Raw genomic sequence first — 25,813 nt, forward strand, 5'->3', positions numbered from 1 at the left:
GAGCCGACGCATAATCCGAGATGAGGAGGCTTCGTTGTGCACACTCGTCGCCTCCTCATTCCTCTCGAAAAGATGCCTCGATAAGCCGCCGCTGTCACGTGGTTTCTCGCTTAGCTAAAGACGGATAATCGGTTCACCGGCCACAGACCACAGCGGCATGACGTTGAATCCGGGAATAATGAAAGCCATGGCAGACGGCAGGGCGACCGCTTCGAAGGCAGCTACGGTGACATACCCAAAGATAATCGCCCAGGTACAAATGAACGAACCGATCGGTCCTAACGCACGGAGACTGTAGACGTGTTCACCACCGACGAGGGGCATCGAAGAAGCGAGTTCGCTGTAGATGATGGCGACGAACCCAACGACGATTCCGCCTAAGACAAAGGCGGATATCGCTCCTAACGGTCCACCTTCACTGATCCACTCTCCTGTTAATATGATCCATCCCCACCCGATCATCGCACCGAACGAAAGGATCAACACTTCTTTCGACGACAACGTCTTTGCGAGACCGCTGTGTGTAGTTTCAGCCATGTGTTGATTTTTGGATGATCTCTCGATCAGTAATGATAGAATGTATAGTGTCAAGACAGTCAGGCTTGATAGCGCAAGGGAATTCGCCTCGAGACAGATGATTCATCGCTCTCGTGTAGCACTTTGTTGATTTCACAGCGTCGCTTTGATAGCGTGTCTGAGCGCTTTTCTCCCCGTTTTCGGAATAGTTTCCGCCGAAGTTGGAAGGCTCGGAGATACTGTGTGAGCGTATTTTTTTGAGATGGCTCTCGCAGGTATTGACGTGAACGTCGTCGTCGTCCGCATATTCGCCATTACCGTGGACGACGCATTCGACCGAGCTATCTAACAATCAGTACAGAGCAAGGGGATGCCGTAGAACACGTCCTCGTCAGCCTTCTCGCATAACTGCTAACCGGAACTGCTCGAACGACCGAATTACCTCGACAAACTCACCGGGATCAACTGGTTTTTCGAGGATTGCATCTTCGTCTGCATCGTGGTCGAGGTCACGGGCTTCAATCAGGGTTTCGTTCAACCCGGTGAGGACGATCACTGGAACGTGATTCAGTTCAGGGTGGTGTTTGATTTCGTGCAGTACGTCTTCGCCGTCCACTTTCGGCAGTTTCAGGTCCAACATGACAATATCCGGTTGTGGAGTGTCCTCGTACGCTCCGCGCTGATGAATGAAGTCGAGCGCTGCTTGGCCGTCGCTGACGGTATGAAGCGTGTTTTCGATGTTGCCCTCAGAGAAGGCTTCCTCGATGAGACGAACATCACCGGGATTGTCTTCGACGAGTAGAATTACTGCTTCCGATGATCTGCTTTCCGTAGCGTGACGAGAGGGAGAACGTTGGTTCAGCGCTGTGGCGAGTTGCTCACCCCGTTCAGTCAACTCTACCACATCCCGCTCCTGTTCGTACTGAACGACTTCCATCTCGGCTAACTTCGGAATGTGCGAGTGGTAAAGAGACATATAGACCTGTTTGACCTCCTCTGCGGGAATTTCTTGGATCGAACGGCTGCCGTTTCTCTGAATAACTTCCTCGGCCGCATCTGCCAGCGCAACCGAAACCCCGTGTTCATCGAGACAGTCGATGAGTGCGCGACGATGTGTATGACTCAACAATCGGTATACGTCCTCTTCCGAAAGATCCCCTCCTGCGATTCGAAGTTGCTCCTCACTCATTACGAGGGATACCCTCGTGAAGGGGAAGAGATGAGGACTTGCACTCTGCAAGTCTTTACGTGTAGATGACATCTCATTGATCCCTTGAGTTGTCTTCGACGGTCAGCGTAGACAGGACGAGGTTCTCGGTTCCGCGGCGCAGGAGTTCGGAGAGGGCTTGATGAGAAATATCAAGTTTGTCGGCAAGCGCGTCGGTCGTTGTTTCTCTCGGGACGCGAAAGTAGCCGTGTTCGACTGCGGTGACGAGCGCGTCTCGTTGTGCCGGTGTGAGATTGTCGTAGCGCTGGTGTGGTATCTCCGGCTCGTACAGTTGTGTGAGTCGAAACGTGTGACCGGCGTCGATCACGTTCTCGCGGAAGGCGTCGAACTGATCGCGGGTGGCGAAACGCAGTTTCAGTTGCCACTCACGCTCGGAAAATTCCGCTTCGAGAATCGATCCTTCTTTCTCGGTGTACCCATCGATACGACGTTGAACTTCTTCAGCCCACTCGACCTGGTAGAACGCCTCTTCATCGAATCGAGCACCATCTACAATCTGCTCTATCGACGAATCTGAACGAAATGCCTCGGTGACGGCATCGAATTCGGAGTGAGACACCCAGAGACATGGCATGACCCATTTCGTGCTGTGGGCAGCGATTCGTTCCGCTTCGATCTCGATGTCAGGCACGGTTTGCGCCGTGTGTTCGAGCGCGAGTGCTTCGGGTGGAAGCGAGACGGATGCAACCAGCATAGTGTTGGTAGTGTATCCAGCGGCAAAAGGCGGGCGGGGAAGAAGTCACGATAAATTGGAATTACGTGCTCCACGGTTGGACTGACCGACCACTCTCCTTCGCATATCGAGTCTCGTCCGTACCACATTCGCACTGTGGGTTCACCATAGGTCGAGAATTACTGTGTGTGCGACTCCTCTCGTGACGGAGTGGCTGACCTGATTACTGAATACGCCGATTACGACTCGTTCACCCGTGAACTACACCATCCGATCCGGGTGCAAATCTCTCAAATCGCGTGACTTCTCCTCCGATCTCGTTTGTAACGGTGGCAGATCCCGAAAACGTGGACGAGGCCAGACGCATCGGACTCCGCGGAACGCGTGACCTCCACCGACGGGAACCTTATCACGGATCGCCCGCCAATCTCGAGGCGATGGTTTCGGAACTCTTCGACGACGAGCGCTGGGAGCCCGTCACGCCGCTGAACGACGACTTCCGCGACGTCACGTACCACCGCGCGGTCGATTCGGGAACGGTCCGGATCGCCATCGACCGCCCCGAGGTCAGAAACGCCTTCCGGCCGGGGACCGTCGACGAACTGTACGACGCCCTCGATCACGCGAAGCGTCAGACCGACGTGGGCTGCGTGTTGTTGACCGGCAACGGACCGTCGCCGAAGGACGGCGGCTGGGCGTTCTGTTCCGGCGGCGACCAGACGATTCGCGGCGAGGACGGCTACCAGTACGAGGACGCCGACACGGGCGAACCCGGCGGCAGCGAACCCGGCGGCGAGGACGGAACGCGAGCGCGGGCGGCGAAACAGGGCCGACTCCACATCCTCGAGGTCCAGCGACTCGTTCGCCACATCCCGAAGGTGGTCGTCTGCGTCGTCCCCGGCTGGGCGGTCGGCGGCGGCCACTCGCTGCACGTCGTCTGCGACCTGACGCTTGCGAGCGCCGAGCACGCGAAGTTCCTCCAGACCGATCCGGACGTCGCGAGCTACGACGCCGGCTTCGGCTCGGCCTATCTCGCGAAACAGATTGGTCAGAAGAAAGCCCGCGAGGTGTTCTTCCTCGGAAAGACCTACTCCGCCGAAGAGGCCGCCGAGATGGGCATGGTCAACGAGGTCGTTTCCCACCACGAACTCGAGGAGACCGCCCTCGAGTGGGGCGACCGCATCAACTCCAAGAGCCCGACTGCGATGCGCATGCTGAAGTACGGCTTCAACATGACCGACGACGGCATGATCGGCCAGCAGGTGTTCGCCGGCGAGGCGACCCGCCTGGGCTACATGACCGACGAGGCGAAGGAGGGACGGGACGCGTTCGTCGAGGGCCGAGAGCCCGAGTTCGACGAGTATCCCTGGCACTACTGACCGGTATCGCCGGATACCGTCGGCCGGCTTCTCGACCGTCAGCGGCCGCTCGTCCGCCGATCGTCTGATTCGTCGTCGAAGGCGGGCGAATGGTTCGGATCTCCCCGGCAACACGTTCCGGTACCTGACGCCGGAGATCGAATCGCCCTCAAGTTGGCATTCCGTCTCGAGGGATCGGTATTCGGAACTTCGGCCCGGCTAGAGACGGGTGGTGGCGTCACTCGAGATGGAAGATACGGCAGCGAAGCGCAACGTTTTGGGCGTTGCGTCCCCGACTCTCGGACGATGACCCTCCCCGATCGGTCCTCGCTCTCCCGCCGCGAGTACGCCCGCGCGCTGGTAGCCGCGGGTGGCGTCGCGGCGCTTTCGGCGTGTCTCGGCGTCGACGGGAACGACGGGGAACGCGACGTTCCACCGGGGACGAGCGATCCCGACGCGCTGCCCGAGCGCCAGCACGCCTGGAACGAGGCCCTCGAGACCGACGCGGACGGCAACGTCCGCCTCCCGGAACATCACGTTCTGGTTCCGCTTTCGCTGCGAGACGACCCGGACGAAGTTGCCAGCGAAACCACCGAGGACGCTCTCAGAACCCTCGAACGCGCCTACGAGTGGAGCAACGACGGGTTGGTCTTTACGGTCGGCTACGCGCCGGCGTACTTCGACCGGTTCGACGAGTCGATGCCGCCGTCGGTCGACCTGCCCGATCCCGAGGCGCTGACCGACCGCGAGAGCCCCGAGTTCGACGAGTTCGACGCCGTGATCCACCTCGCGAGCGATCGACCCGACGTCGTACTCGAGGCCGAGGAGGGACTGTTCGGCGAACGCGAGACGCTCAACGGCGTCGACGTCGAGGCGACGCTCGCGGACGTCTTCGAGCGGATCGACGACAGACGCCGGACCGGATTCGTCGGTCCCGGTCTCCCGGCCGAACGGACGGACGTTTCGGGCGTTCCGGAGTCGATTCCCGAAGAAGCGCCGTTTTTCATGGGTTTTCGGTCCGGCTTCAGGGAGAGCCAGGCGACCGAGGATCGCGTGACGATCGACGAGGGACCGTTCGCCGGCGGCACGACCCAGCACGTCTCCTCGATGGACCTCCAGCTCGAGGTCTGGTTCGAACAGGACAACCACTACCAGCGCGTTTCGAAGATGTTCAGCCCGGAACACGCCGAGGACGACCTCGTCGGCGAACACGGCGAACGTCTCGGCGCGACCAGCGGACTGACCGACGAGCGCATCGAGGCGACGTCGGCCGACGCCCGCGAACGCGGCGTCGTCGGTCACGCACAGAAGGCGGCTCGAGCCCGGGAGGACGGCGATCCGCTGCTCCTCCGGCGGGATTTCAACACCGTCGACGGCGACCGACCCGGCCTGCACTTCCTCTCGCTGCAGCGCGGGATCGACGAGTTCGTTCGCGTGCGCGAGGCGATGACCGGTGCGGATCTCGACGTCCCGTTCGCGAACAACGGCATCCGCCACTACATCTTCGTCAACCGCCGCGGGAACTTCCTGATTCCGCCGCGGCCGCTGCGGTCGCTTCCCTCGCCCGATCCGGATCCGACGTGAACAGTTCGAAAATCGACGACCACGACGACGCCACAACCACCACGACACATGCAGAATCCAGACACGATCGATCGACGCGCGTTCGTTCGCCTCGGCGCGGCGACGGGGACGCTCGCGCTCGCGGGCTGTTTCGGAACCGAAGACGAAAACGGCACGGACGCGGACCCGGACGACGATTCGGGGGACGAGGCGGGCGACGGAACCGGAGACGACGTCACCGCCGCACCCGAGCTCATCGAGGTCGAGGATCCGCCCGAGGCGGTCTACGTGCCGACCCACCGCGAGGCGATGCGGATGCTCGAGCCGATCCACGAAGGCGATTTCGCGCTCGCGCCGATGCTCTCGTACCCGCACCCGTTCTGGGTGATCGCGGGCGGCGGCGACGACGACGAGGTCGAGCGCGTCGACCCCGAGGACGGACGCGGCGTCCACATGATGTTCACCCTCTGGGACGCCGAGACCGGGATCGTCCTCCCCGTCGACGAGGGTGCCCAGCTTCGCGTGCTCCGGGACGGCGAGCCTGTCGGATCGCCGCGGTCTCCGTGGGCGATGATCTCCCAGGAGATGGGGTTTCACTTCGGGGACAACGTTCCGCTCCCCGAGGACGGGACGTACACGGTCGAAGTGACGGTTCCGTCTATTTCGACCCGCAAGACCGGCGACCTCGAGGGCCGCCTGGAACAAAGCGAGACGATGACGTTCGAGTTCGTCTACGACGACGAGTTCCGCCACGAGGTCGTCGAGGGCGTCGAATACCTCGACGAGGAGCTGTGGGGCCAACGCGGCGCGCTCGAGCCGATGGAGCACGGCCACGACGGCCACGACGATCATGGCGGGGACGACGATCACGGTGACCACGACGGCCACGACGATCACGACGGCCACGACGATCACGACGATCACGACGATCACGACGACCACGACGACCACGACGATCACGACGACCACGACGGCCACGACGATCACGACGATCACGACGATCACGACGACCACGACGACCACGACGATCACGACGACCACGACGGCCACGACGATCACGGCGGACACCACGTCCCGTACTCCGCATTGCCCCGAATCGAGGCCTATCCCGGCACCCGTCTCGTCGACCCGAACGCGGACGAGGTAGCCGTGGAGACGAGCGACCTCCCGCGAAGCGGCGACGCGGCGGTATTCGCCACGCTGCTGGAGTCGGGTTCGCGGCTCGCGGACGGCGACGAGGGATATCTGCTCGTCTCGCCCCGGACGCCGTACAACCGCGTACCGCTCGCGGATATGTCGATCGTCGCGACCGTCGAACGGGATGGCGAGGTCGTCGCCGAACCCGCGCTCGAGCAGACGCTCGACGACGAGTACGACCTCCACTACGGCGCGTCGGTCGAGGGCGTCCAGCCGGGCGATTCGGTCACGATCGCGTTCGAGTCGCCGGCGCAGGTCGCCCGGCACATGGGGTACGAGACGGCGTTTCTCGAGATGCCCCCGGTCGAACTCGTCGTCGAGGAGCCATGACGCTCGATCGATCCGACGCGTCGTACGGTCGCGTCCTGCTCTCCGTCTGTCTCCTCGCGGCGCTCGCGGCGGGGCTGGTCGTTCCGGCACCCGCACTCGCCGGCGATAGCGTGACCATCGTCTTCGTCGAGCCGAGCGAAGTCGACGCCGACTCCGGCGACTCGTTCGAACTCGACGTCGTGGTGAGCGATCACGGCGACTACAACGCCAACGGGATCGACGAGCTGTCGTTCGACATCGAGTACGATCCCGACGTCTTCACCGTCGCCGACGTCGAACACCGGTCGATGCTCGCGGCGGGCGATCCCGACGCCGAGGTCGTCGGCTCCGCGGAGATCGACGACGAGACGGGAACGGTGTCGATCGAGCAGGAACGCGAACCGTCGGGTGACGGAGCGATCGCGACCGAGCCCGCGGTGACGATCACCGTCGAGATCGCCGACGACGTCTCGCCGACGACGGAGACGATCGACCTGACCAACGGCGCTGCGACGCTCGTCACCGACTACCCGCAGTCGGTGTTCGAACGCGACGCGACCGTCGCGATCGACGGCGGAGGCGAGCAGACCGACGCCGACGCAGACGCGAACGCCGACGGCGATCCCGACGGCGTCACGCTCGCCGACGATCCGGACGAGGGCGGGTCCGGGGACGGTACCGGCGGAGCCGACGACGGCTCGAGCGCGGCGGACGACGAAAGCGGGGCTGGAGCCGCCGACGCGGGACAGAGCGAGGTCGCAGAGAGCGACGACGGCGATCCTATCCCGGGATTCGCCGCGACTGCGTCCATCGTCGCCGTCGTCGCTGCGCTCGCGTACGCGCTCGTCGCCAGCCGGTCCTGACGGGCTGGCGAGCCGATCGCTGCGACCGCGATGGACGTCGACCACCGCTCGGGCGGTCGCAATGCCAACGTTGACACTCTCTCGAGTGGGACACTCGAACGAATGAGCACTGCCGAGCTCGAACGATCACGCACGAAAGCCTGGGTGATGGCCGCGCGACCGCAGACGCTCCCCGCAGCCGCGGCGCCGGTGGTCGTCGGAACGGGACTGGCGGTCCACGAGGGCGTCTTCGCCCCGCTGCCCGCGCTGATGGCGTTCGTCGGTGCGGCGCTGATCCAGATCGGCACCAACTTCGCGAACGACTACTACGACGCGATCAAGGGGGCCGACACCGACGACAGGGAGGGGTTCACCCGCGTGACGCAGGCGGGACTCATCCCCCCAGACCGGGTCAAACTCGCGACGCTCGTCACCTTCGCCCTCGCTATCGTCACGGGAACGTACCTCGTCTACGTCGGCGGCCTGCCGATCCTGGTCGTCGGACTCGTGAGCGTCGTCTGCGGCTGGGCGTACACCGGCGGTCCGTACCCGCTCGGCTACTACGGACTCGGCGATCTGTTCGTCTTCGTCTTCTTCGGATTCGTCGCCGTCGTCGGCACCTACTACGTTCAGGCCGCCGCGGCACTCGACCCCCTCGTAACGACGATCCCGCCGGGAACGATCACGCGCGAGGCGATCCTCGCCAGCCTCCCGATCGCGGGACTCTCGACGGCGATCCTCGTCGTGAACAACGTCCGCGACCGCGAGACCGACGCCGCCACGGGGAAACGAACTCTCGCGGTCCGACTCGGCTACCGCTGGAGCCGAATCGAGTACCTCGCCATGCTCGCGCTCGCGTACCTCACACCGATCTGGTTCTGGCTGGTGGAAGGGTTCTCCCCGGTCGTGTTGCTCCCGCTAGCTTCGCTGCCCTATGCCGGCGCGGTTTCCCGGACGGTCTGTACCAGAACCGACGGCGACGCGCTCAACCCGGCGCTCGAGCGAACCGGGAAGCTGCTGGCGATGGTCGCGGCCCTGTTCGCGCTCGGGCTGGTGATCGCATGAGCGACGGCGCGTCCCTCGCGTTCGAGTACCGGCGATTTTCGCTCTCGCTCTCGAGTCCGATGGAGACGGCGACCGGGACGATCGACTCGCGGGACGGCTTCCTGGTGCGACTCGTCGACCGCGGCGATTCCTCCGGCAGCGACGACGCGGAGGCGGCGGTCGGCTACGGCGAGGCGACACCGTTGACCGGGTGGACTGAGTCAGTCGCCGACTGCGAGGCGGCGCTCGAGCGCGCCCGAGAGGCGTTTCGGACCGGCGGTCCGAGCGAGGCCCTCGAGGCGGTCGACAGGCAGGTCGCGGCCCGACACGCGGTGTCGCTCGCGGTCGCGGACCTGCAGGCGACGCGGGAGTCGACGCCGCTGTACCGGTACCTCTGTCGGGGACCGATGGTCGGACGCGTGCCGGTGAACGCGACGATCGACGACGGCTCGCCGTCGGAGACCGTGGCGGCCGTCCGCGAGGCGGTCGGACGCGGCTTCGACTGCTGCAAGCTGAAAGTCGGCGTTCGCGACGTCGAAGCTGACGTCGAGCGGATCCGGCGGGTGCGCGAGGCGGTCGGTCCGGGGGTCGAACTCCGCGTCGACGCGAACGAGGCCTGGACGTACGAGGAGGCCGAAACCGCACTCGAGACGTTCGCCGACTTCGACGTGTCGATCGTGGAACAGCCGCTTCCGGCGGGAGCGCTCGAGGGACACGCCGCGCTCCGCGAGCGGGCCGACGGCGTGGGGATCGCAATCGACGAGGGCGTCCTCGAGCACGGCGTGGACGCGATCTGCGAGGCGAACGCGGCGGACGCCGTCGTCCTGAAGCCGATGGCCCTGGGCGGCATCGACGTGGCTCGCCGGATGGCCGCCTGGGTGTGCGAACTCGAGGTGGCGCCGATCGTGACGACGACGATCGACGGCGTCGTCGCGCGCACTGGCGCGGTCCACCTCGCGGCGTCGATTCCGGACGTACCCGCCTGCGGCCTCGCGACGGCGAAATTTCTCGCGGACGACCTCGGTCGCGATCCCGTTCTGCTCGAGAAGGGGTCCGCGGTCGTCCCCCAGGCGAAGGGGATCGGCGTCGACGGAGTGTGGGACGGACGATGATCCCGCTCGGTGACTGGCCCGGACGCGATCTCCTGGCCCACCGCGCGGCGACGACGCCCGGTACCCCTGCGATCGTCGACGCCGACCGCGACGAGGAGTGGACGTACGCGGCGTTCGACCGACGCGTCGACGCGGTTGCGGCCGAACTCGAGACTGTCGTCTCGGGTCCCGACGACCGCCTCGGCGCGCTGCTCGGAACCCGCCCCGCGTTCGCCGCGATCTACTTCGCCGCGATGCGTCTCGGCGTCACGCTCGTCCCGCTGAACGTCCGCGAGACGCCCGCCGAACTCGAGGAAAAGGCGAGTCGCGTCGACCTCGACGCCCTCGTCTGCGAATCGCCGACGGAGGGGGTGGCGCTCGCGGTCGCGGACTGTCCAATCCGCTCGGTCGACGAACCGACGCACGACGGCGCCGGCCGACTCGGGACGGGAGCCGAGGGCGGCGAGGGCGGCGGCTCGGGGAACTCCTCGAGCGGCCCGCTCGAGGGTCGGATTCCGTTCGATCCGGATCGAACCCACCTGCTCATGTTCACCTCGGGAACGTCGGGCGAGCCGAAGGCGGTCCGGCTGACCGTCGGAAACGTCGTCGCCAGCGCGATCGGGTCGGCGTTCCGGCTGGGCGTGCTGCCCGACGATCGGTGGCTGTGCTGTCTCCCGATGTACCACATGGGCGGGCTGGCACCGCTCGTCCGGTCGACGCTGTACGGGACGACGCTCGTCGTCCAGCGCGAGTTCGATCCCGTCGAGACGGCGAGCGTCCTCGAGAGGGACAAGATCACGGGCGTCTCGCTCGTGCCGACGATGTGCGACCGGCTGCTCGAGGCCGGCTGGTCGCCGTCCGACGACCTTCGGTTCGCGCTGGTCGGAGGCGCACCCGCCTCGAGGGAGCTGATCGAGCGCTGTCGCGAGCGTGGCGTGCCGATCCACCCGACGTACGGCGCGACCGAGACGGCCTCGCAGGTGGCGACGGCCCGTCCCGCGGATGCGTTCGCCGACCCCGAAACTGTCGGCCACCCCCTCTCGTCCGTCGAGGTGTCGATCGTCGACGACGACGGCGATCCCGTCGAGTCGGGCGTCGAAGGGGAACTCGTCGTCTCCGGGCCGGCGGTGACGCCGGGGTACCTGTCCGACGACCGGACCGCCGAGGCCTTCGACGAGCGCGGCTTCCACACCGGCGACGTCGGCCGGCGGGACGCGGACGGCCGGCTCCGGATCAGCGGTCGGCGGGTCGACCGCATCGTCACCGGCGGCGAGAACGTCGACCCCGCCGAGGTCCGCGAGGTCCTGTGCGACCACCGCGTCGTCTCCGAGGCCGCGGTGGTCGGGTTAGCCGACGACGAGTGGGGCGAGCGCGTCGCGGCGCTCGTGGTTCCCGCAGCCGACGACCGTGCCGCGGCCGATCCGATCGACCTCGAGTCGCTGCTCGCACGCTGCGACGAGCGACTCGCGTCGTTCAAGCGGCCGAAGACCGTCGGAACGGCCGACGCGCTTCCGCGGACGGCGTCGGGAACCGTCGATCGCGACGCGGTTCGCGAGCGTCTTCGTGCGGACGGCACCGACGTCTCGTGAACGCGCTCACTCGTGTCTCGGATTCGTGGCGATTCGTCCGCTCGAGCCCGCGCCGCGTGAGTCGTCTCGCCGAGCGATCGACGCGGTCGCGGGCGACGGTTCGGCTTCGGTGACCGAACTCCCGAGGACGCAAGGCATATCCCGCTCACCGCCGTACCGACGCACATGGACTTCCCACCGAACCAGGGACTCGACCAGGAGGAGGTCGACGAACGGGTCGAAACGGCGATCGAGGACAACGACGTCGTGCTGTTCATGAAAGGAACTGCGCTGATGCCCCAGTGTGGCTACTCGCGGCGTGCGCTCGGACTGATCGACCAGTACCGCGAGGAGTACGAGACGGTCGACACCCTCGAGTCGCTCGACGAGTTCCGCGTGGCCCTCGAGCGCCACAGCGGCTGGGAGACGATTCCGCAGACGTTCGTCGACGGCGAGTTCGTCGGCGGCTCGGACATTCTCGCGGAGCTCGAAGAGCGCGGCGAGCTGGCCGAGACGCTCGAGGCGGAGTAGTACGGATCGCCGTTCCGGTTTCCCGGCACAACCGCGAGGAGGGTTGGGTTTCCCGGTGAGACTGACCGCAGTCCGTGCGAGTCGACCGGGATCGATTGCGTTCGGATCGCGAGTTTCACGAGGTAACCGTATCCGTACCCGAGGTCGCCGATTGAATTTATCCGTGGGGGTACGACACGTAGTTAATAGCAGGTCATATAAGTCACGCGCTCGTACTCACACTCAAGCGACTGTCGCCGCAAACCTTCCCACTATGTCCACAGAGGAATCCAGACACGTTTATCGGTTGCACTCGACGCTCGAACTTCCGCTCGAAGACCTTCGCGATCACATCGACGAGGCCGAGTTCCCGGACGGCATCACCGACGTAGAGATCACGCGGCGAAACAACACGCTCATCCTCAAAGCCGTCGCCGAGGACGAATCCGTCAGCAAGTACACCCCGAGCGCCCAGCTCAAAGCCAGCGTCACCGAAAACCGGGTGTACGAGGAGGATCCCGACGAGCGGCGCAACTCCTTTCACTGGGACGAAGAGGACGAAGAGGAAATCGAGTCCGAACTCGTCGAGTTCGCCGCGTTCAAAGGCGACCGCGAGACCGTCCTCCAGAACTCCCTGTTGCAGTACGAGATGTTCCTCGTCCTCTGTGAGATCGCAGAAGTGACGGAGAAAGGGACGCTGACGGCCATCTCCGAGCGCGACGGCGAACTCGAGGCGACGCGGATCGTCGAGGGCGAACCCCGCCCCGCCAACATCGAAGTCGTGGAAGGGCCTCGAGATCACGGCTCTGGCGAGTCCGGGGTCAACTGGCGGGACAACAAGTTCATCAGCGACTGACGCGCAACCGTCTTTGTATTCACACCCGGGTAGCGACCGCTGGGACGGACGAATAAGTTGGTCGTCGCGTCCGTGCGCGCGATAGGGTCCGGAACGACGGACGCCGGTGGCCGACGAACCGGCCCGATCGTTCGGTTCGACGGACGACCGGATCGCCGTGGGGAGGAGCGATCCCGTCTCGTTTCGACCGTCGACCCTCCGGCGCTCACCCGGTGACGGCGTGTTGAGGTTCGACAGGTGGTAGTCACGCACGTCTCGAGTCCCGCCGGAGCCGATCTCGAGCGTGCTCGAAACTGCAGGCACCACACGCTTGCTGCGTTGGGGCGGTAGGTCCGACGACAACAATGAGTCCACGATTCACCGACGACGACGTCGATAAACCCGTCGAGAGCACCGCTGGCGAGCTCATCGGAACCGTCGCCTCGATCGAAGACGACGCCGTACTCGTCCGACCCAGTCCCGGCGTGCTGGATTCGATCAGGGCGAGGCTCGGCTGGAAACGGGCGCGCGAAGACGCGATCGTGATCCACGAAGACGCCGTCGTCGAGGCTTCCGAAGGCGTACTCGTCCTCGAGACCGAGCCGCCCGATCGACCCGAGTTCGCCGACGGGGTCGAATCCGAATCCGCACCGACGACGGACCGCCCGTCGTCGACGGAGACGGCCACGGATTCGACGCCGGAGTCACTCGAGACCGGCGAGACGGATGCCGACGGTCGGTTCGAAGCCGGATCGGGGCGGCGCGTCGAACCGACGGACGCGGAGGCGACCGGAGAAACCGAGATTCCGCCCGTCGGAGAGGAGCCGAGCGAGGTCGACGAGGCGGACCGAGCGGACCGCGACCGACCGGGCGTCGCCGATCCCGAGTTGATCGAGGCGATCGACGAACAGCGGGACGAAGACGAAGGACGAGACGACGGCGAAAGACGGGACGGAGGCGAAACGGAGAGCGAGATGGCGGGATCGACGGGAACGGAGTCGCCGACTGAAGAAGAAGCCGGCGCGGACACGCGGCTGGGGGTCCGAGAGGAGAGCCCCGACGGGGTGGACGACGGTCACCGCGTCGACTCGAGTTCGGTTTCCGACGAAGGGGCCGACGCGAGCGACGTCGGAGTCGAAGCGACGACGGCCGGGGGAACCCATGAAACCGAACGATCGGCGTCGATCGATTCCGGGCCGGACGTCGAGGCCCCCGAGGAAACCGGCGGGATCGAGGAGGATACGGGCGGAGAGTCGGAATCCGAGGGTGCGGACCTGACCGACGAACTCGGTCGGGACGTGGCGACCGATCCGGACGAGATGCCGGGCACCGAAATCGGCGCGGATTCCGATCGGAGTCCGGCGACTCCCGCCGACGAAGACGCGGCCGAGCACGTCGACGCGGGTGTCGATCTCGAAGGGGCGATCGACGCGACCGAGGCGGACGTCGATAGCGATCCCCTCGAGCGTCGATCGTCGGCGGTGGGTGAAACCGAGACCGAAGCGACATCCGCGGAAGCGTCGGCCGATTCGGGGGCCGCAGTCGCGATCGAGCATCGACCCGGTACGGCGAGCGAACGATACGTCGTCGACCAACTGGTCGACGTCGAACCCCGATCAGGCCGGGAGCGCAAGAGCGATCGAGAGGGAAGGCTTGCAGGAGCGCAGGAGGGGGCGAGCGAGAGAGCGAAAGCGACTCGAGAGCGATCGACTGGTGCCGAAATCGCGATGCTCGAACCGCAACGAATCGCGTTCGAGCAGGGACTCGCGATCCAGCGGCGCTCGATTCGGCTGACCGGTTCCGCCCTCGAGACGCAGGCGACCGTCCAGCGTCGAACTCTCGAGGCCGCGGCACTGGCTGCGTCCGCACCGCTCAGCGCGACCGCATCGACGGTCGAATCGGCGCTGCCTCGAGAGCGGACGCGGGTGCGGGATCGATCCGGGGATGACGGGGGATCGAACCGGGAACCTCGACTCGAACTCGTCGACGGTATCGACTCGATGTACCGCTCGCGACTCGAGGAAGCCGGGATAACCTCCCTCGACGACCTCGCAGCCGCCGACGTCGAAACCGTCGCCGACGCTGCGGAGGTCACCGAAAAACGGGCGATCGACTGGATCGAACGGGTCGACGGCTGAGTCACGCGAGTCACGCCGCGTGCGACCGTCTGACCGCCGTCGACGCTCTCGAGGAGAGCGGTAGACGCCTCGGGGTCGTTGATCGTCCGGTTCGCGGAGTCGGGAGGGCGCGCTCGCGTTCGTGGTTCGATGCGGACGTGTTTTCGTTGATCCGTAAGCAGGTTCCTTTCAGTTCGGGCCGTTCCATCGCGTCGACGTCACGGACCCGGATTCCGAACGGGAGATCGAAGGTTCGGCGGACGGCTTTGTCACTTCTACTGGCGCTGTTTCGGTCCCACGTCCGCGCTCGAGCGAAAAGGGAAACCTGGAGCTTCCGATCACTCCATCGCGTCCTCGACGCGCTCGGCCGTGATCGGGAGCTGTCTGACTCTGGCGTCGACCGCGTCGGAGACGGCGTTGGCGATCGCGGCCGCGGTCGGCCCTTGGGAGGTCTCGCCGGTGCCGAGGTAGGGTTCACCGGGTCGGTCGACGAGTTCGACTTCGACCTCGGGCACGTCGGGGAACGTCATGATCGGGTAGTCGCTCCAGTCGTCGTCGAGGGGCCCCTCCTCGTCGAAGTCGACGTCCTCGTACAGCGTCCAACTCGCGGACTGGATGATCCCGCCCCAGATCTGCTGGCGGACCCCGTCCGGGTTGACGATCTCTCCCGAGTCGTCGGCGGCGACGGCACGGTCGACGGTTACTTCACCGGAGTCGTCGTCGACCGTCACTTCGGCCACGACGGCACAGTACGCGGACAGGTTCTTGTACTGGGCGAAGCCGATGCCCATCCCCTGGTCGTCGTCGAGTTCCCGGTCGCCCCAGTCGGCGGCATCGGCCGCGGTCTCGATCACTTCCCTGCCCCGCTCGTCCTCGAGGTGATCGAGGCGGAACTCGACGGGATCGGCGTCGGCTGCCGCGGCGAGTTCGTCGACGAACGACTCGAGCGCAAAGACGTTGGCGTAGCCGCCGAGTGCGCGGAGCGCTGAGACCCGAACGTCGGGCTCCGGCAGGAAGTGGTGTGTCACGCGGGTGTTCTCGAACTCGTAGAGGGGGATCGAGTTACGCGTTCCGCCGCCGGTCGGGAGCGGAATCGGGTCGTTCTCCCGGAGTTCGATCCCATTCTCGCGCTGACGGCCGCCGAGGAGCGGTTGGCCGGGCGGTCTGGTCGAGTGCGGGTAGCTCCAGACGTCGTAGTCCCAGCCGACGATCGTCCCGTCGTCGTCCAGTCCGCCCTGGACCTCCATGATCATCGCGGAGCCGTAGGGTTCCCAGCGGTGTTCGTCCTCGCGCATCCACTGGACGCGGACGGGCTGTCCGTCGACCGCGTCGCTGAGCAGCGCGGCGTCGCCGGCGACGTCGTCGGCGCCGTTGTGGCCGTAACAGCCGGAGCCCTCGAGGTGCGTACAACGAACGTCGTCCATCTGCTCGTCCTCGAAGAGCTCGATCAGGGCCTCACGGAGCGGGTAGACGCCCTGGCTGTGCGTCCACACGTTGAGCTCCCGTTCCTGGTCGTCGGCGACGATCTCGGCGACCGCACACGACGGCCCGATGGAAGCGTGCATCTGGTAGGGTCGGCGGTACTCCGCCTCGAGCGTCTCCGCGGCGTCCTCGAGCGCGTCCTCGGCGTTGCCCTCGTCCTCGGCGATGGTCTCGTCGACCTCGTCCTCGCGGAGGTGCTCCCAGAGGTTCTCCCGCCCGGGTAGCGTCTCCTCGACGGACCACTCGGCGGCGTCGACCAGCTCCTCTCTCGCCTGGATCGCCTGCCACTCGGTCTCGGCGACGACGCCGAGGAAGTTGCCGTCGCGGACGACTTCACGCACGCCCTCCATCTCGAGGACGGCCTCGTCGTCGACGGATTCGAGTTCGGCCTCGTAGCCGGACGGCCTGACGACGCGACCGTGCAACAGCTCCTGGGCTTCGTGTTCGTCGCGTGCGTCGATCTCCTCTTCGGGGAGATCCCGAATGGTCACGCCGCCACGGACATCAGCGGTGTCTCGGAGGTCCTGGACGTAGCTCGGTTCGCCGAGGACCTTTCCCGGAACGTCGATCCGCGACATCGCCTCGCCGACGATCTCCTTCTCGTCGGCCGGCTTCGGCTCGACGTCGGCGGACGCCTCGCCCGCCAGGGCCTCCTCGGTTGCGATCTCCCAGTAGGTGGTTTCGTTTCCGTTGCCGTCAGTGACGGTCCCGTCGTCGACCGACAGCTGGTCCGCTTCGGCGTCGAGTTCGTCCGCGGCGGCCTCGAGCAGAATCTGGCGCACCTCGGCCGCGGCGTACGTGATCGCCGTTCCGCTGTCCTCCATCGACTGGCTTCCGGCGGTGTACCCCTCGTCGGGGGTCCGTTCGGTCTCGGCGGTGATCAGGTCGATCCGGTCGACGTCGACGTCGAGTTCGTCGGCCGAGATCTGAACGAGCGACGTCTTGATTCCCTGGCCCAGCTCGACCTTGCCGGTGTACACCGTCACCCGTTCGTCGCGGATGACGATCCAGGAGTCGAGTTCCGGGTTGTCCTCGAGACTTCCCGGAAGCTCCTCCTGGGTCGTCGCGACCGTCGTCTTCGCGGACGTTCCCAGCGAGAACGCGACCGCGAGCGCGCTGCTCTGGACGAACCGTCGTCGGGACATTCGCGTCTCGTCGCTCATGGTCAGTTCATCTCCTCCGCCGCCTGGCGAACTGCGGCCATAATTTCCGGGTGAGTGCCACACCGACAGAGGTTGTCCGCGAGGGCGTCCCGAATTTCGTCGTCCGACGGATCGGGGTTGTCCTCGAGCAGGACGACCGCCTCCATCACCATTCCGTGGATGCAGTAGCCGCACTGGGCGGCCTGCGTGTCGATGAACGCCTCCTGCACCGGGTGGGGATCGTCGCGGGTTCCGAGTCCCCGCGTCGTCGTCACCTCGCTTCCCTCGACGTCGTCGACGGTGACGACACACGAGATTGCTGTCTCGCCGTCGACTATCACGTCGCAGGACCCACACTGGGCCAGTCCGCAGCCGAACTTCGGCCCGTTCAGCTCCGCGTCGTTCCGAAGGACGTACAGCAACGGCTTCTCCGGATCGCCGTCGAAGGTTACGTCTTCGCCGTTCAGTTCGAACTCGATGGTCTCTTCCACCTCCTCTGTTTCGTCTCCCTCTTCCTGGGTCGTTAGTCGCTCGAAACCTCGATCGCCGTCTTTCAGTATACTGAAAGGATCGTTCTCGTTCGTGCTCATGTCTCGGGTGGACCACCACGAAACCGGACGACCGGTCGGAGGTGGCGAACCGTACGACCACTCTTGTGCTCTTATCGGTTTTCGGGAATCGTGGTGACTGTCACTAGTACGGACGGCTTCCCGCGCGGAACGATGGTCGTCGACCGATCGTCGCACCCGGTCACGTTTGCTCTCGTCGTGGTGCGTGGCCTGAGACGGTCTATCGTAACGATTTACCGGTGGGTCCGCAGACGGATCGCGGTCCCACCGGCAACGACTTACAGTAGTCCGCGTGATGCGGTGGAGTCCGATTCGGGGATCGCCCGTACTCGATCCGGCCGTTTCAATTACTTCGAACTTCGAAGTAATGGCTTAGGAACGCTCTCGAGCCCGAACCGTCCGTCGGTAGCGATCGTCTTCGACGTCGTAACCGACGCCTTGCGTCCGGCTCGAGCGATCGCGACTCGAGTACTCGAGTGCCGACTGCGGTTTCGCTGACCGTACTCGGAGCCTCGATCACGCAGCGGGAGTCGACCGCCTCCGACCGAAAATCGCAGCGAGGGGCTTCTGGAGGGTAGCGCCACGATAACGAAATGATGCGTTCTAGAAGGGGAGACTGCCATGATTTCCGAGGTGATCCGCGTACGACGCTTCTCTTTCGGGCCGCCGAGGACTCGGTCGCCCTCCGATCGCACGGCCGGTGGGGTCGCCGGCCGAGCCGACGAACGCGTCAGCGACCGCCCGAACGAGGAACCGGACGGTCCGGAGGTGAGCTGATGCGCGTGTGTTCGGTCGTGGGAGCCCGCCCGCAGTTCGTCAAGGCGGCGGTCATCTCCCGAAAGCTTCGCGAGGTCGGCGAGGAGGTTCTGGTCCACACCGGCCAGCACTACGACGAGGAGCTCTCGGACGTCTTCTTCGAGGAACTCGACATTCCGGAGCCGGAGTACAATCTCGGGGTCGAGTCGGACACGCACGGACGACAGACGGCGAAGATGATCGCGGCGCTCGAGCCCGTCGTCGAGGAGACCGATCCCGACGCGATCTTGCTCTACGGCGATACGAACTCGACGCTCGCGGGAGCGATCGTCGGCTCGAAGCGCGACCTGACCGTCGCCCACGTCGAAGCCGGCCTGCGCAGCGCGAACTGGGAGATGCCCGAGGAGGTAAACCGAGTGCTGACCGATCACGCCTCCGACCTCTGTTTCGCGCCGAGTCGGGCCGCGGTGACCAACCTCGCCGAGGAGGGGATCACCGAGGGCGTCCACTGGACCGGCGACGTGATGTACGACGCGATCCTCGACGCTCGGGAGCGCTCGCGCCGTCGATCGACGATCCTCGAGGAACTCGACGTCGACGAGGGGGCGTTCGTCCTGGCGACGGTTCACCGGGCGAGCAACACCGACGAGCGGTCGAATCTCGTCTCGATTCTCGACGGGTTGTCGGCCGCGCCGATGCCGGTCGTCGTTCCCGCGCACCCGCGGACGGTGTCTCGCCTCCGGGAGTTCGATCTCTGGCGGCGCGCGACCGAGGAACTCGAGGTGATCGAACCGCAGGGCTACCTCGACTTCGTGCGGCTGCTCGATGGGGCCGAGCGGGTCGCGACCGACTCCGGCGGCGTCCAGAAGGAGGCGTTTTTCCTCGGCACCCGCTGTCTCACGCTCAGGGAGGAGACGGAGTGGACCGAGACGGTAGACTGCGGCTGGAACCGACTCGTGGGGCCGAACGCGGACTCGATCCGGGACGGACTCCGCGACGACTGGGAGCCCACCTCGAGTCCGCACCCCTACGGGGACGGTGCGGCCGGCCGGCGGATCGTCCGACGACTGCAGGAGCACCTCTCGGTCGACGATCCGGAGCGCCGGATCGAAGCGCCGGCGCTCGACTGAGCGGGTTCGTCGCGGTTCGCTCCCCGCTCCCGCCAGGGACGGGTCCGCCGTCGTAGCTTCCGTCAGAGGTTTCCGGTCTCCCAAAGCGTTTAACCGTGCTAATTATATCTAATTACACTACGATGACGACGAACTTCCCCGACTACGTCGACGTCGACTACGAGGACGGAGACGGCGAAGACCCCGCGGATTACCCGCACATCAACGACAAGATCGAGCAGGCGATCGAGGTCACTCGACAGGGCCTCGAGGAGTACGAGAATCCGGCGGTCATGTGGACCGGCGGGAAGGACTCGACGCTCGTGCTCTACTTCGTCAAAGAGGTCGCCGAGCAGTACGACCTCGAGGTGCCGCCCGCGATCTTCATCGACCACTACCAGCACTTCGACGCGATTCACGACTTCGTCGACCGCTGGGCCGACGAGTGGGATCTCGAGGTCATCTACGCCCGCAACGAGGACATCGGCGAGTACGTCGAGGAGAACGACCTCGAGCCGGGCGACGACGTCCCCGTTTCCGACCTCTCGGAACACAACCAACACCACGTCGAGAACATCCTCGAGTACGACGAGGAGACGTTCCCGTTCCTGCTCGACACCTACGCGGGCAACCACCTGCTGAAGACCGTCGCGCTCAACGACGCGCTCGAGGAGTACGACGTCGACGGCGTCATCTCCGGCGTCCGCTGGGACGAACAGGAGGCCCGCGCGGACGAGACGTTCTTCTCCCCGCGACACGATCCGGACATCTACCCGCCACACGACCGCGTACAGCCGATCCTCCAGTTCGACGAGGCCGCCGTCTGGGAGGCGTTCTGGAACTTCGTCGTCCCCGACACCGTCGCCGAGTTCCCCGACGACGGCTACGTCCCCCAGAGCGACGACGACCTGCCGAACGACCTCGAGCAGGACGACATCCCCGTCTCGCCCAAGTACTTCGCCGGCTTTCGCTCGCTCGGCAGCGAGATCAGCACCGAAAAGAGCGACGAGGACCCGGCCTGGCTCCAGGACCTCGAGGAGACGACCGAACGCGCGGGCCGCGCCCAGGACAAAGAGGATCTGATGGAGCGCCTGCGCGACCTCGGCTACATGTGAGGCCCGCGGCGTAGTGTGCGTCGATCGACGACCGTTCTCTCGCGCGGAACCGATTTCGACCGATCCGCGAGTGGTCCCGCGGCTCGCTCCGTTCCGATCGACACTCTTCGTCCGTCGATCTCGCCGGCCCTCGAGTCAGCCCTGCTTCGCGGCGGCCGCGAGTCGCCGCGGAACGATCACGGCGTTCACCAGCGCAAGGGCGACGACGATCCACCGGGCGGTCCCGTCGAACTGCCAGAACGCCACGGCGAGCAGGATCGCCGTCGTCGAGGCGGCGATCCCGTATCGAAATGTCGGACTGTCGAGCAGGTTGACCTCGTCGTCCGAGTCGGCTCGAGCCATGAGCGGTAATTTTCGCGGACCGACCTAACGATTGCTATCGGTCCGGATACGGTCCGCCCGAGGACACCTGCAGCTCGTTCCCGGCGGCTCAGCGCTCCGCGCGGTATTCGCCGTGTTTGACTCCGATGACGAGCGCGATCGCCCCAAAGACGATCATCGACGGAACGACCATCATCAGTACGGTGTCGGTCGCCATCATCGGGGTCGCGAGCATCGCCGCGGCTCCGAGCGCGACGACCAGTGCGAACGCCACAACCGTTTTCGCGAGGTCGAACTCCATGCATGACGGTAGGGCGCGCGCGACCGAGTACCGTCGGAAACCGGAAAATCGTCCCGGACTAACGCCGGTGCGAAAACGAGGTTCGGATCAGTCGCTCGACGGTCGAACGAGATCGGCGAGCGCGATCGGAATCCCGAGGAACCAGCCGAGCGGGAAGGAAATGCCGACCCACATCGCCGCGTACGCCGCCCCCTCGAGCGTGAAGTTCGCCCGGAGCCACTCGTTGAGGCCGCCGACGTGGAGGATCGTATCGAGGATCCAGACGGCGAAGTCGTAGCTGGGATCGAGCACGTAGGGCTGTAGCGTCGGGGTCACGAGCGCGGCGACGACCGGCGGGAGGAAGATCGCCGTCATCGCGAACGGATAGGCGAACAGCACCGACGTGAGACGGCCGCCGACCTTCGAAAAGCCCGCCGCGAGCGCCGCCGAGACGATGCCGACCCCGCTCGCGGCGGCGACCGCGAGGAAGGCGTCGAACGGCAACCGCAAGTGTGCGATAACGGTCAGCGTCCCCCACGCGACGATGGCGACGCCGGTCACGCCGACGATGCCGAGACGGGTTCGCGTCGAGTCGAGTTTCACCGCGTAGTAGCGGGTCGCAAAGCCCAGAACGGTAAGGGGGTAGAGAACGAGCAAGCCGATCGTGCCGAGGACGCTCCAGCCGTGGTAGCCGATCTTCTGCGGAAGCGACTCCGGTTTCCACTTGCCCATGACGGAGTGGCCGCGGCCACGCTGGCGCGGAAAGACGAGTTCCATCCACGCGCCGTGTAACCGCTCGAGGTCGGCCCTGATCGCGCCGACGATCCCACCACCGCCGCCCCTCCGAGTGCGGGTCGACATACGCAAGCCAAACTGCCGGTGAACCGTAAACTTTCCTTCTCTTTCTTCTCGGTCGACAGATCCCGAAGCGGCGTGCGAACGGCCGACGCGACAGCAGCGTCGCGGTCAGTTCCAGGGGCCGAACTCCGGATCGACGATCCGCTCTTCCGTTTCGATCGCGTCGATCCGCTCGATCTCGTCGGGCTCGAGTTCGAGCGAGAGCGACTCGAGGTTCTCTCGGATGTGGGCTTTCCCGGTCGCTTTCGGGATCGCGACGACGCCCGACTGACGCAGCCAGGCGAGGCTGACCTGCGCCTCCGTGACGTCGCGTGCGGCCGCGATCTCGCTCAGCACCGGCCGGTCGAACACCGTTCCCCGTGCGATCGGTGCGTACGCGACGACGTCGACGCCGTGACGCTCGCAGGCTTTCCGAAGCTCCGGCTGTTGAAGCAGCGGGTGGAGTTCGACTTGGTTCGCGACGATCGGCGCGTCGCAGACGTCGATCGCCTCCTCGAGTAACTCGGGCGTGAAGTTGCTCACGCCAACGGCGTCGACGATCCCGTCGTCGTACAGCTGTGAGTAGGCGGCCAGCGTTTCCTCGGCGTCGTACGTCTCCGTGGGCCAGTGGACGTACAGCAGGTCGACGTACTCGACGCCCAGCCGCTCGAGGCTCTCGCGGGTCGTCTCGACGACGTCGTCGGACGCCAGGTTGGTGTACCACACCTTGGTCGCCAGATACACGTCTTCGCGGTCGACGTCGGCCCGGGCGATCCCCTCGCCGACCGCCCGCTCGTTGTCGTACAGCTGGGCGGTGTCGACGTGTCGATAGCCCCGTTCGAGGGCCGTCCGAACGCTTTCTGCGCACTGCGCCGGGTCGGTGTTGCGGTAGGTTCCGAGGCCGAGCACCGGGAGGCCGTTCCCGGTCGTCGGCGTTTGCGGCGGGGCCGCGTCGACGTCGTCTCTTTCCATGTCTCACCCGAGGACGGGCGAGAAAAAATGAATTCGGGTCGGGCTCGACGACGGAATCGAAAGCGCGGGAACCGGCGTCAGTACTTGGGATCTGCCCCGGTGATCTCGTAGACGCCCTCGAGGACGGCGTCGCGATCGTCGCGCCACGCGGCGAACTCCGCCGGGTCGTCGGGATAGTCGTCGTAGACGTCCTTGAGGGAGGCGGCGGCCCGCTGGACGCGGTAGAGCTCGTAGAGGACGTCCCAGTGGCCGAACGTCTTCACGAGCGTCTTCAGCTTGAGCCCGAGGCTCATGTCGGCGGTTCCCTTCTTGCCGATCGCGTCGACGAGCTGCTGGCCGGGAAGCGCCGTGATGACGGCGACAAGTTCGTCAAGGTCGTGGGCCGTCCCGAAGATGTTGTAGCAGTCCATCGCCGCGAAGCGCTTGCCGAAGTCGGTCTGGACGCGCCGGTTGTACTCCCACAGCGCCGCCTCGCTCACGTCGCCGTCGCCGATCGCCTCCGCGGCGACCCTGGCGGCCCAGTGGCCGGCCTTCGCCGCGCCGGGGATGCCGCCGCCCGTGCAGGGATTGACGTGGCCCGCCGCGTCGCCGACCGCGACGTACCCCGGGTGGACCGCCGAGTCGTACGGCCGCCGGGTCGGCAGCGCCGCGCCGAGTTTGTTCTTGACCGTCGCGCCCGCGAACTCCGCTCTGTTGGCGATGTCTTCTTTGAGGGTGTCGACCAGCTCCATCGGTTCCTGGCACATCTGAAAGCCCAGCCCCGCATTGATCTCCGTCGACGAGCGCGGGAAGTACCAGAGGTAGCCAAGCTCCGCCGTCGGCTTGAAGACGAGGGCGTCGTCCCACTCGACCGGCTCCGGAAGCTCGATCACCTCCCGGTAGGCCGAGCAGAACTGCGAGTAGTCCACGTTCGTGTCGAACGACGACGACGCGAAGTCGGTCTTGTCCTGGAGCACCGACAGCGAGCCCGCGCCGTCGACGACGACCTCCGCCTCGTACTCGAGGGCCTCGCCGTCGCGAACCGCGGTGACGCCCGTCACCGTTCCGTTTGGCTGGACGACGTCGTTGACGACCGTGTCGTAGTGGATCTCGGCTCCGGCGCGGTCGGTCTCGTCGAGCAACACCTGTCCGTAGGCGAGCCGGTCCACGACCGCGCCGGTCTCGCCGAACGGGATCTCGAGCGACTCCCCCGACCGCGGATTCTCGAAGATGCCGCGGCTGATCTCGCGGTTGGTGAACGATTCTTCCTTGAGACGGTCGCGGTCGACGACGTCGGGAAACGTGCTCTTTCCCTTGATTCCGTCCCCGCAAGCGATGTGACCCGCCTCTTCGGCGGACTTTCGCTCGAGGAGGACGACGTCGAGCCCGTCCCGAGCCGCCGTCGCCGCGGCGAAACAGCCGGCCGTTCCGCCGCCGACGACGACCATATCGTAGGACTCGGTGCCCGTAGTCATCTCTGTTCCCCCGAAACGGTCTCGAGAATAAAAAATACGCGGGAGTTGTTCTGACGCCGACGGACCGACGAAAAGCGTCGTGCGGCGATTGTCGGCGCGGGCCGACGGTACTCGAGTCGCCTGTGCTCCCGCCGGCAAATCGGTACGACGATCCGTCTGACTACTGGTACATCCGCAGCGGCTGGGGCTGGGCCTGCGTGCTCTCGTCCTGGCCCATCGCCTGCATCTGCTGGGCGAGTTGCTCGCGCTTGTGGCGGATCTCCTCGGCTCGCTCGACGAGTTCGCTCACGTCGACCGAGAGGTCCGCGATCGGCGCGACGCCGCCCTCGAGCAGGACGCTCGCGGCCTCGGGATCGGGGAACTGGGGGCTGCACTCGACGACGAGTCCCATGCTGGCGTAGTCGATCTGTGCGGCGCGGTTGATCAGCGCTCCCGTCGGACCGGTGACGACGCCGTCCTCGGGCGGGACGTCCACGCCGTGCTCCTCGAGGCGGTCGCCGGCGTCGCCGGTCGCGATCCCGTACAGACCGGGGCGGTCGTCCTCGCGCTCGCTCGGGAGTCCGCTCAGGTAGATCGGCGTCGCCTCCCGGTCGACGATCCAGCTGGTGACGCAGCCGGCGACCTCCTCGACGGCGCGGGCGCTGACCGGCGCGTCGCTCTGCAGGGCGAGCAGATCGTCCTCCTCGTTAACGTAGATTCGAACCGGCGGGCGGGCGGTTCGATCGCCGCCCCGGTAGACGCCGATCCGGGGCAACCCCTCGCAGTGGACGCTCGCGTAATAGCGCATGTCGAGTTCGCTGACGAGGTGGTCGGTCGCGATCTTTCCAACCAGTCCGACGCCCGGAAACCCCTCGACGATCGTCGGCTCCTCGAGGTCGGCCTCCGGACCCTGCACGCGGATCTGTGCCATACGGGAGATGAGTCG

22 protein-coding genes and 3 pseudogenes are annotated in these 25,813 nt (G+C 65.7%); 12 read left to right on the forward strand and 13 right to left on the reverse strand.

Translation table 11 applies throughout. The features are described from left to right. Window positions 1-126 precede the first annotated feature (126 nt). From EA472_RS17035 to EA472_RS17050, 5 genes and pseudogenes are all read right to left on the reverse strand, one after another. Window positions 127-537: pseudogene (locus tag EA472_RS17035) on the reverse strand (amino acid permease); the annotation flags it as partial. A gap of 132 nt (window positions 538-669) precedes the next feature. Next, window positions 670-850 (reverse strand): annotated as a pseudogene (locus EA472_RS17040) (IS1595 family transposase); the annotation flags it as partial. A gap of 57 nt (window positions 851-907) precedes the next feature. Continuing rightward, window positions 908-1,321, reverse strand: coding sequence for a response regulator (locus EA472_RS17045; protein WP_243637890.1), 414 nt, complete (start codon window positions 1,319-1,321; stop codon window positions 908-910). 102 nt (window positions 1,322-1,423) lie between these two features. Beyond that, window positions 1,424-1,777: pseudogene (locus tag EA472_RS23550) on the reverse strand (DUF7344 domain-containing protein); the annotation flags it as partial. Window position 1,778: 1 nt separating this feature from the next. Continuing rightward, window positions 1,779-2,438 (reverse strand): helix-turn-helix domain-containing protein, encoded by a 660-nt coding sequence (locus EA472_RS17050; protein WP_124192716.1) that lies wholly within the window; start codon window positions 2,436-2,438, stop codon window positions 1,779-1,781. A 416-nt stretch (window positions 2,439-2,854) separates the two neighbouring features. Between EA472_RS17050 and EA472_RS17055 the strand changes: the two genes are divergently transcribed. The 10 genes from EA472_RS17055 (at window position 2,855) to EA472_RS17100 (ending at window position 14,872) form a co-directional block, all read left to right on the forward strand. Beyond that, on the forward strand, window positions 2,855-3,796 hold the full coding sequence (locus EA472_RS17055) for a 1,4-dihydroxy-2-naphthoyl-CoA synthase (RefSeq protein ID WP_124192717.1): 942 nt from the start codon (window positions 2,855-2,857) through the stop codon (window positions 3,794-3,796). A 285-nt stretch (window positions 3,797-4,081) separates the two neighbouring features. Then, on the forward strand, window positions 4,082-5,359 hold the full coding sequence (locus EA472_RS17060) for a DUF7405 family protein (protein WP_124192718.1): 1,278 nt from the start codon (window positions 4,082-4,084) through the stop codon (window positions 5,357-5,359). Between the two features lie 48 nt (window positions 5,360-5,407). After that, on the forward strand, window positions 5,408-6,865 hold the full coding sequence (locus tag EA472_RS17065) for a DUF7350 domain-containing protein (RefSeq protein WP_124192719.1): 1,458 nt from the start codon (window positions 5,408-5,410) through the stop codon (window positions 6,863-6,865). After that, the gene (locus EA472_RS17070) at window positions 6,862-7,707 is read left to right on the forward strand and encodes a cohesin domain-containing protein (RefSeq protein WP_124192720.1); all 846 of its coding nucleotides are present in this window, start codon (window positions 6,862-6,864) and stop codon (window positions 7,705-7,707) included. Before EA472_RS17065 ends, EA472_RS17070 begins: the two co-directional genes overlap by 4 nt. Before the next feature lie 102 nt (window positions 7,708-7,809). Beyond that, window positions 7,810-8,751, forward strand: a complete 942-nt coding sequence (locus EA472_RS17075; RefSeq protein WP_124192721.1) for a 1,4-dihydroxy-2-naphthoate polyprenyltransferase — start codon at window positions 7,810-7,812, stop codon at window positions 8,749-8,751. Continuing rightward, complete coding sequence (locus tag EA472_RS17080) at window positions 8,748-9,842, forward strand: mandelate racemase/muconate lactonizing enzyme family protein (RefSeq protein ID WP_124192722.1); 1,095 nt, start codon at window positions 8,748-8,750, stop codon at window positions 9,840-9,842. Before EA472_RS17075 ends, EA472_RS17080 begins: the two co-directional genes overlap by 4 nt. After that, complete coding sequence (locus tag EA472_RS17085) at window positions 9,839-11,410, forward strand: class I adenylate-forming enzyme family protein (RefSeq protein WP_124192723.1); 1,572 nt, start codon at window positions 9,839-9,841, stop codon at window positions 11,408-11,410. Before EA472_RS17080 ends, EA472_RS17085 begins: the two co-directional genes overlap by 4 nt. 165 nt (window positions 11,411-11,575) lie before the next feature. Next, window positions 11,576-11,920, forward strand: a complete 345-nt coding sequence (locus tag EA472_RS17090; protein WP_124192724.1) for a glutaredoxin family protein — start codon at window positions 11,576-11,578, stop codon at window positions 11,918-11,920. Window positions 11,921-12,173: 253 nt separating this feature from the next. After that, the gene (locus EA472_RS17095) at window positions 12,174-12,755 is read left to right on the forward strand and encodes a DUF7110 family protein (RefSeq protein ID WP_124192725.1); all 582 of its coding nucleotides are present in this window, start codon (window positions 12,174-12,176) and stop codon (window positions 12,753-12,755) included. A gap of 344 nt (window positions 12,756-13,099) precedes the next feature. Beyond that, the gene (locus EA472_RS17100) at window positions 13,100-14,872 is read left to right on the forward strand and encodes a helix-hairpin-helix domain-containing protein (RefSeq protein ID WP_124192726.1); all 1,773 of its coding nucleotides are present in this window, start codon (window positions 13,100-13,102) and stop codon (window positions 14,870-14,872) included. 317 nt (window positions 14,873-15,189) lie between these two features. On the opposite strand, the gene EA472_RS17105 is transcribed toward EA472_RS17100, so the two are convergent. Both EA472_RS17105 and EA472_RS17110 read right to left on the reverse strand, forming a co-directional pair. Continuing rightward, window positions 15,190-17,496 (reverse strand): xanthine dehydrogenase family protein molybdopterin-binding subunit, encoded by a 2,307-nt coding sequence (locus EA472_RS17105; RefSeq protein ID WP_124192727.1) that lies wholly within the window; start codon window positions 17,494-17,496, stop codon window positions 15,190-15,192. A gap of 2 nt (window positions 17,497-17,498) precedes the next feature. Then, the gene (locus EA472_RS17110) at window positions 17,499-18,065 is read right to left on the reverse strand and encodes a (2Fe-2S)-binding protein (protein ID WP_124192728.1); all 567 of its coding nucleotides are present in this window, start codon (window positions 18,063-18,065) and stop codon (window positions 17,499-17,501) included. Window positions 18,066-18,820: 755 nt separating this feature from the next. Between EA472_RS17110 and wecB the strand changes: the two genes are divergently transcribed. After that, window positions 18,821-19,930: a non-hydrolyzing UDP-N-acetylglucosamine 2-epimerase gene (wecB, locus tag EA472_RS17115; protein ID WP_124192729.1), complete on the forward strand. Its 1,110-nt coding sequence runs from the start codon at window positions 18,821-18,823 to the stop codon at window positions 19,928-19,930. A gap of 122 nt (window positions 19,931-20,052) precedes the next feature. Then, on the forward strand, window positions 20,053-21,024 hold the full coding sequence (locus EA472_RS17120; RefSeq protein ID WP_124192730.1) for a phosphoadenosine phosphosulfate reductase family protein: 972 nt from the start codon (window positions 20,053-20,055) through the stop codon (window positions 21,022-21,024). Window positions 21,025-21,159: 135 nt separating this feature from the next. Here the strand turns inward: EA472_RS17120 and EA472_RS17125 are convergent, their stop codons facing one another. From EA472_RS17125 to EA472_RS17150, 6 genes are all read right to left on the reverse strand, one after another. After that, entirely contained in the window at window positions 21,160-21,366 is a 207-nt protein-coding gene (locus tag EA472_RS17125) for a hypothetical protein (RefSeq protein WP_124192731.1), read from the reverse strand. 88 nt (window positions 21,367-21,454) lie between these two features. Beyond that, window positions 21,455-21,646, reverse strand: a complete 192-nt coding sequence (locus EA472_RS17130) for a DUF7333 family protein (protein WP_124192732.1) — start codon at window positions 21,644-21,646, stop codon at window positions 21,455-21,457. An 87-nt stretch (window positions 21,647-21,733) separates the two neighbouring features. Continuing rightward, window positions 21,734-22,486: a hypothetical protein gene (locus EA472_RS17135; RefSeq protein ID WP_124192733.1), complete on the reverse strand. Its 753-nt coding sequence runs from the start codon at window positions 22,484-22,486 to the stop codon at window positions 21,734-21,736. A 105-nt stretch (window positions 22,487-22,591) separates the two neighbouring features. Next, window positions 22,592-23,434, reverse strand: a complete 843-nt coding sequence (locus EA472_RS17140) for an aldo/keto reductase (RefSeq protein WP_124192734.1) — start codon at window positions 23,432-23,434, stop codon at window positions 22,592-22,594. Between the two features lie 77 nt (window positions 23,435-23,511). Next, window positions 23,512-24,888: a geranylgeranyl reductase family protein gene (locus EA472_RS17145; RefSeq protein ID WP_124192735.1), complete on the reverse strand. Its 1,377-nt coding sequence runs from the start codon at window positions 24,886-24,888 to the stop codon at window positions 23,512-23,514. Between the two features lie 160 nt (window positions 24,889-25,048). After that, a complete protein-coding gene (locus tag EA472_RS17150; RefSeq protein ID WP_124192736.1) occupies window positions 25,049-25,798 on the reverse strand; it encodes a proteasome assembly chaperone family protein in 750 nt (249 codons plus the stop codon). Between the last annotated feature and the right edge of the window lie 15 nt (window positions 25,799-25,813).

Origin of the sequence: Natrarchaeobius oligotrophus (genome assembly GCF_003841465.1) — an archaeon.
Taxonomy (GTDB): domain Archaea; phylum Halobacteriota; class Halobacteria; order Halobacteriales; family Natrialbaceae; genus Natrarchaeobius; species Natrarchaeobius oligotrophus.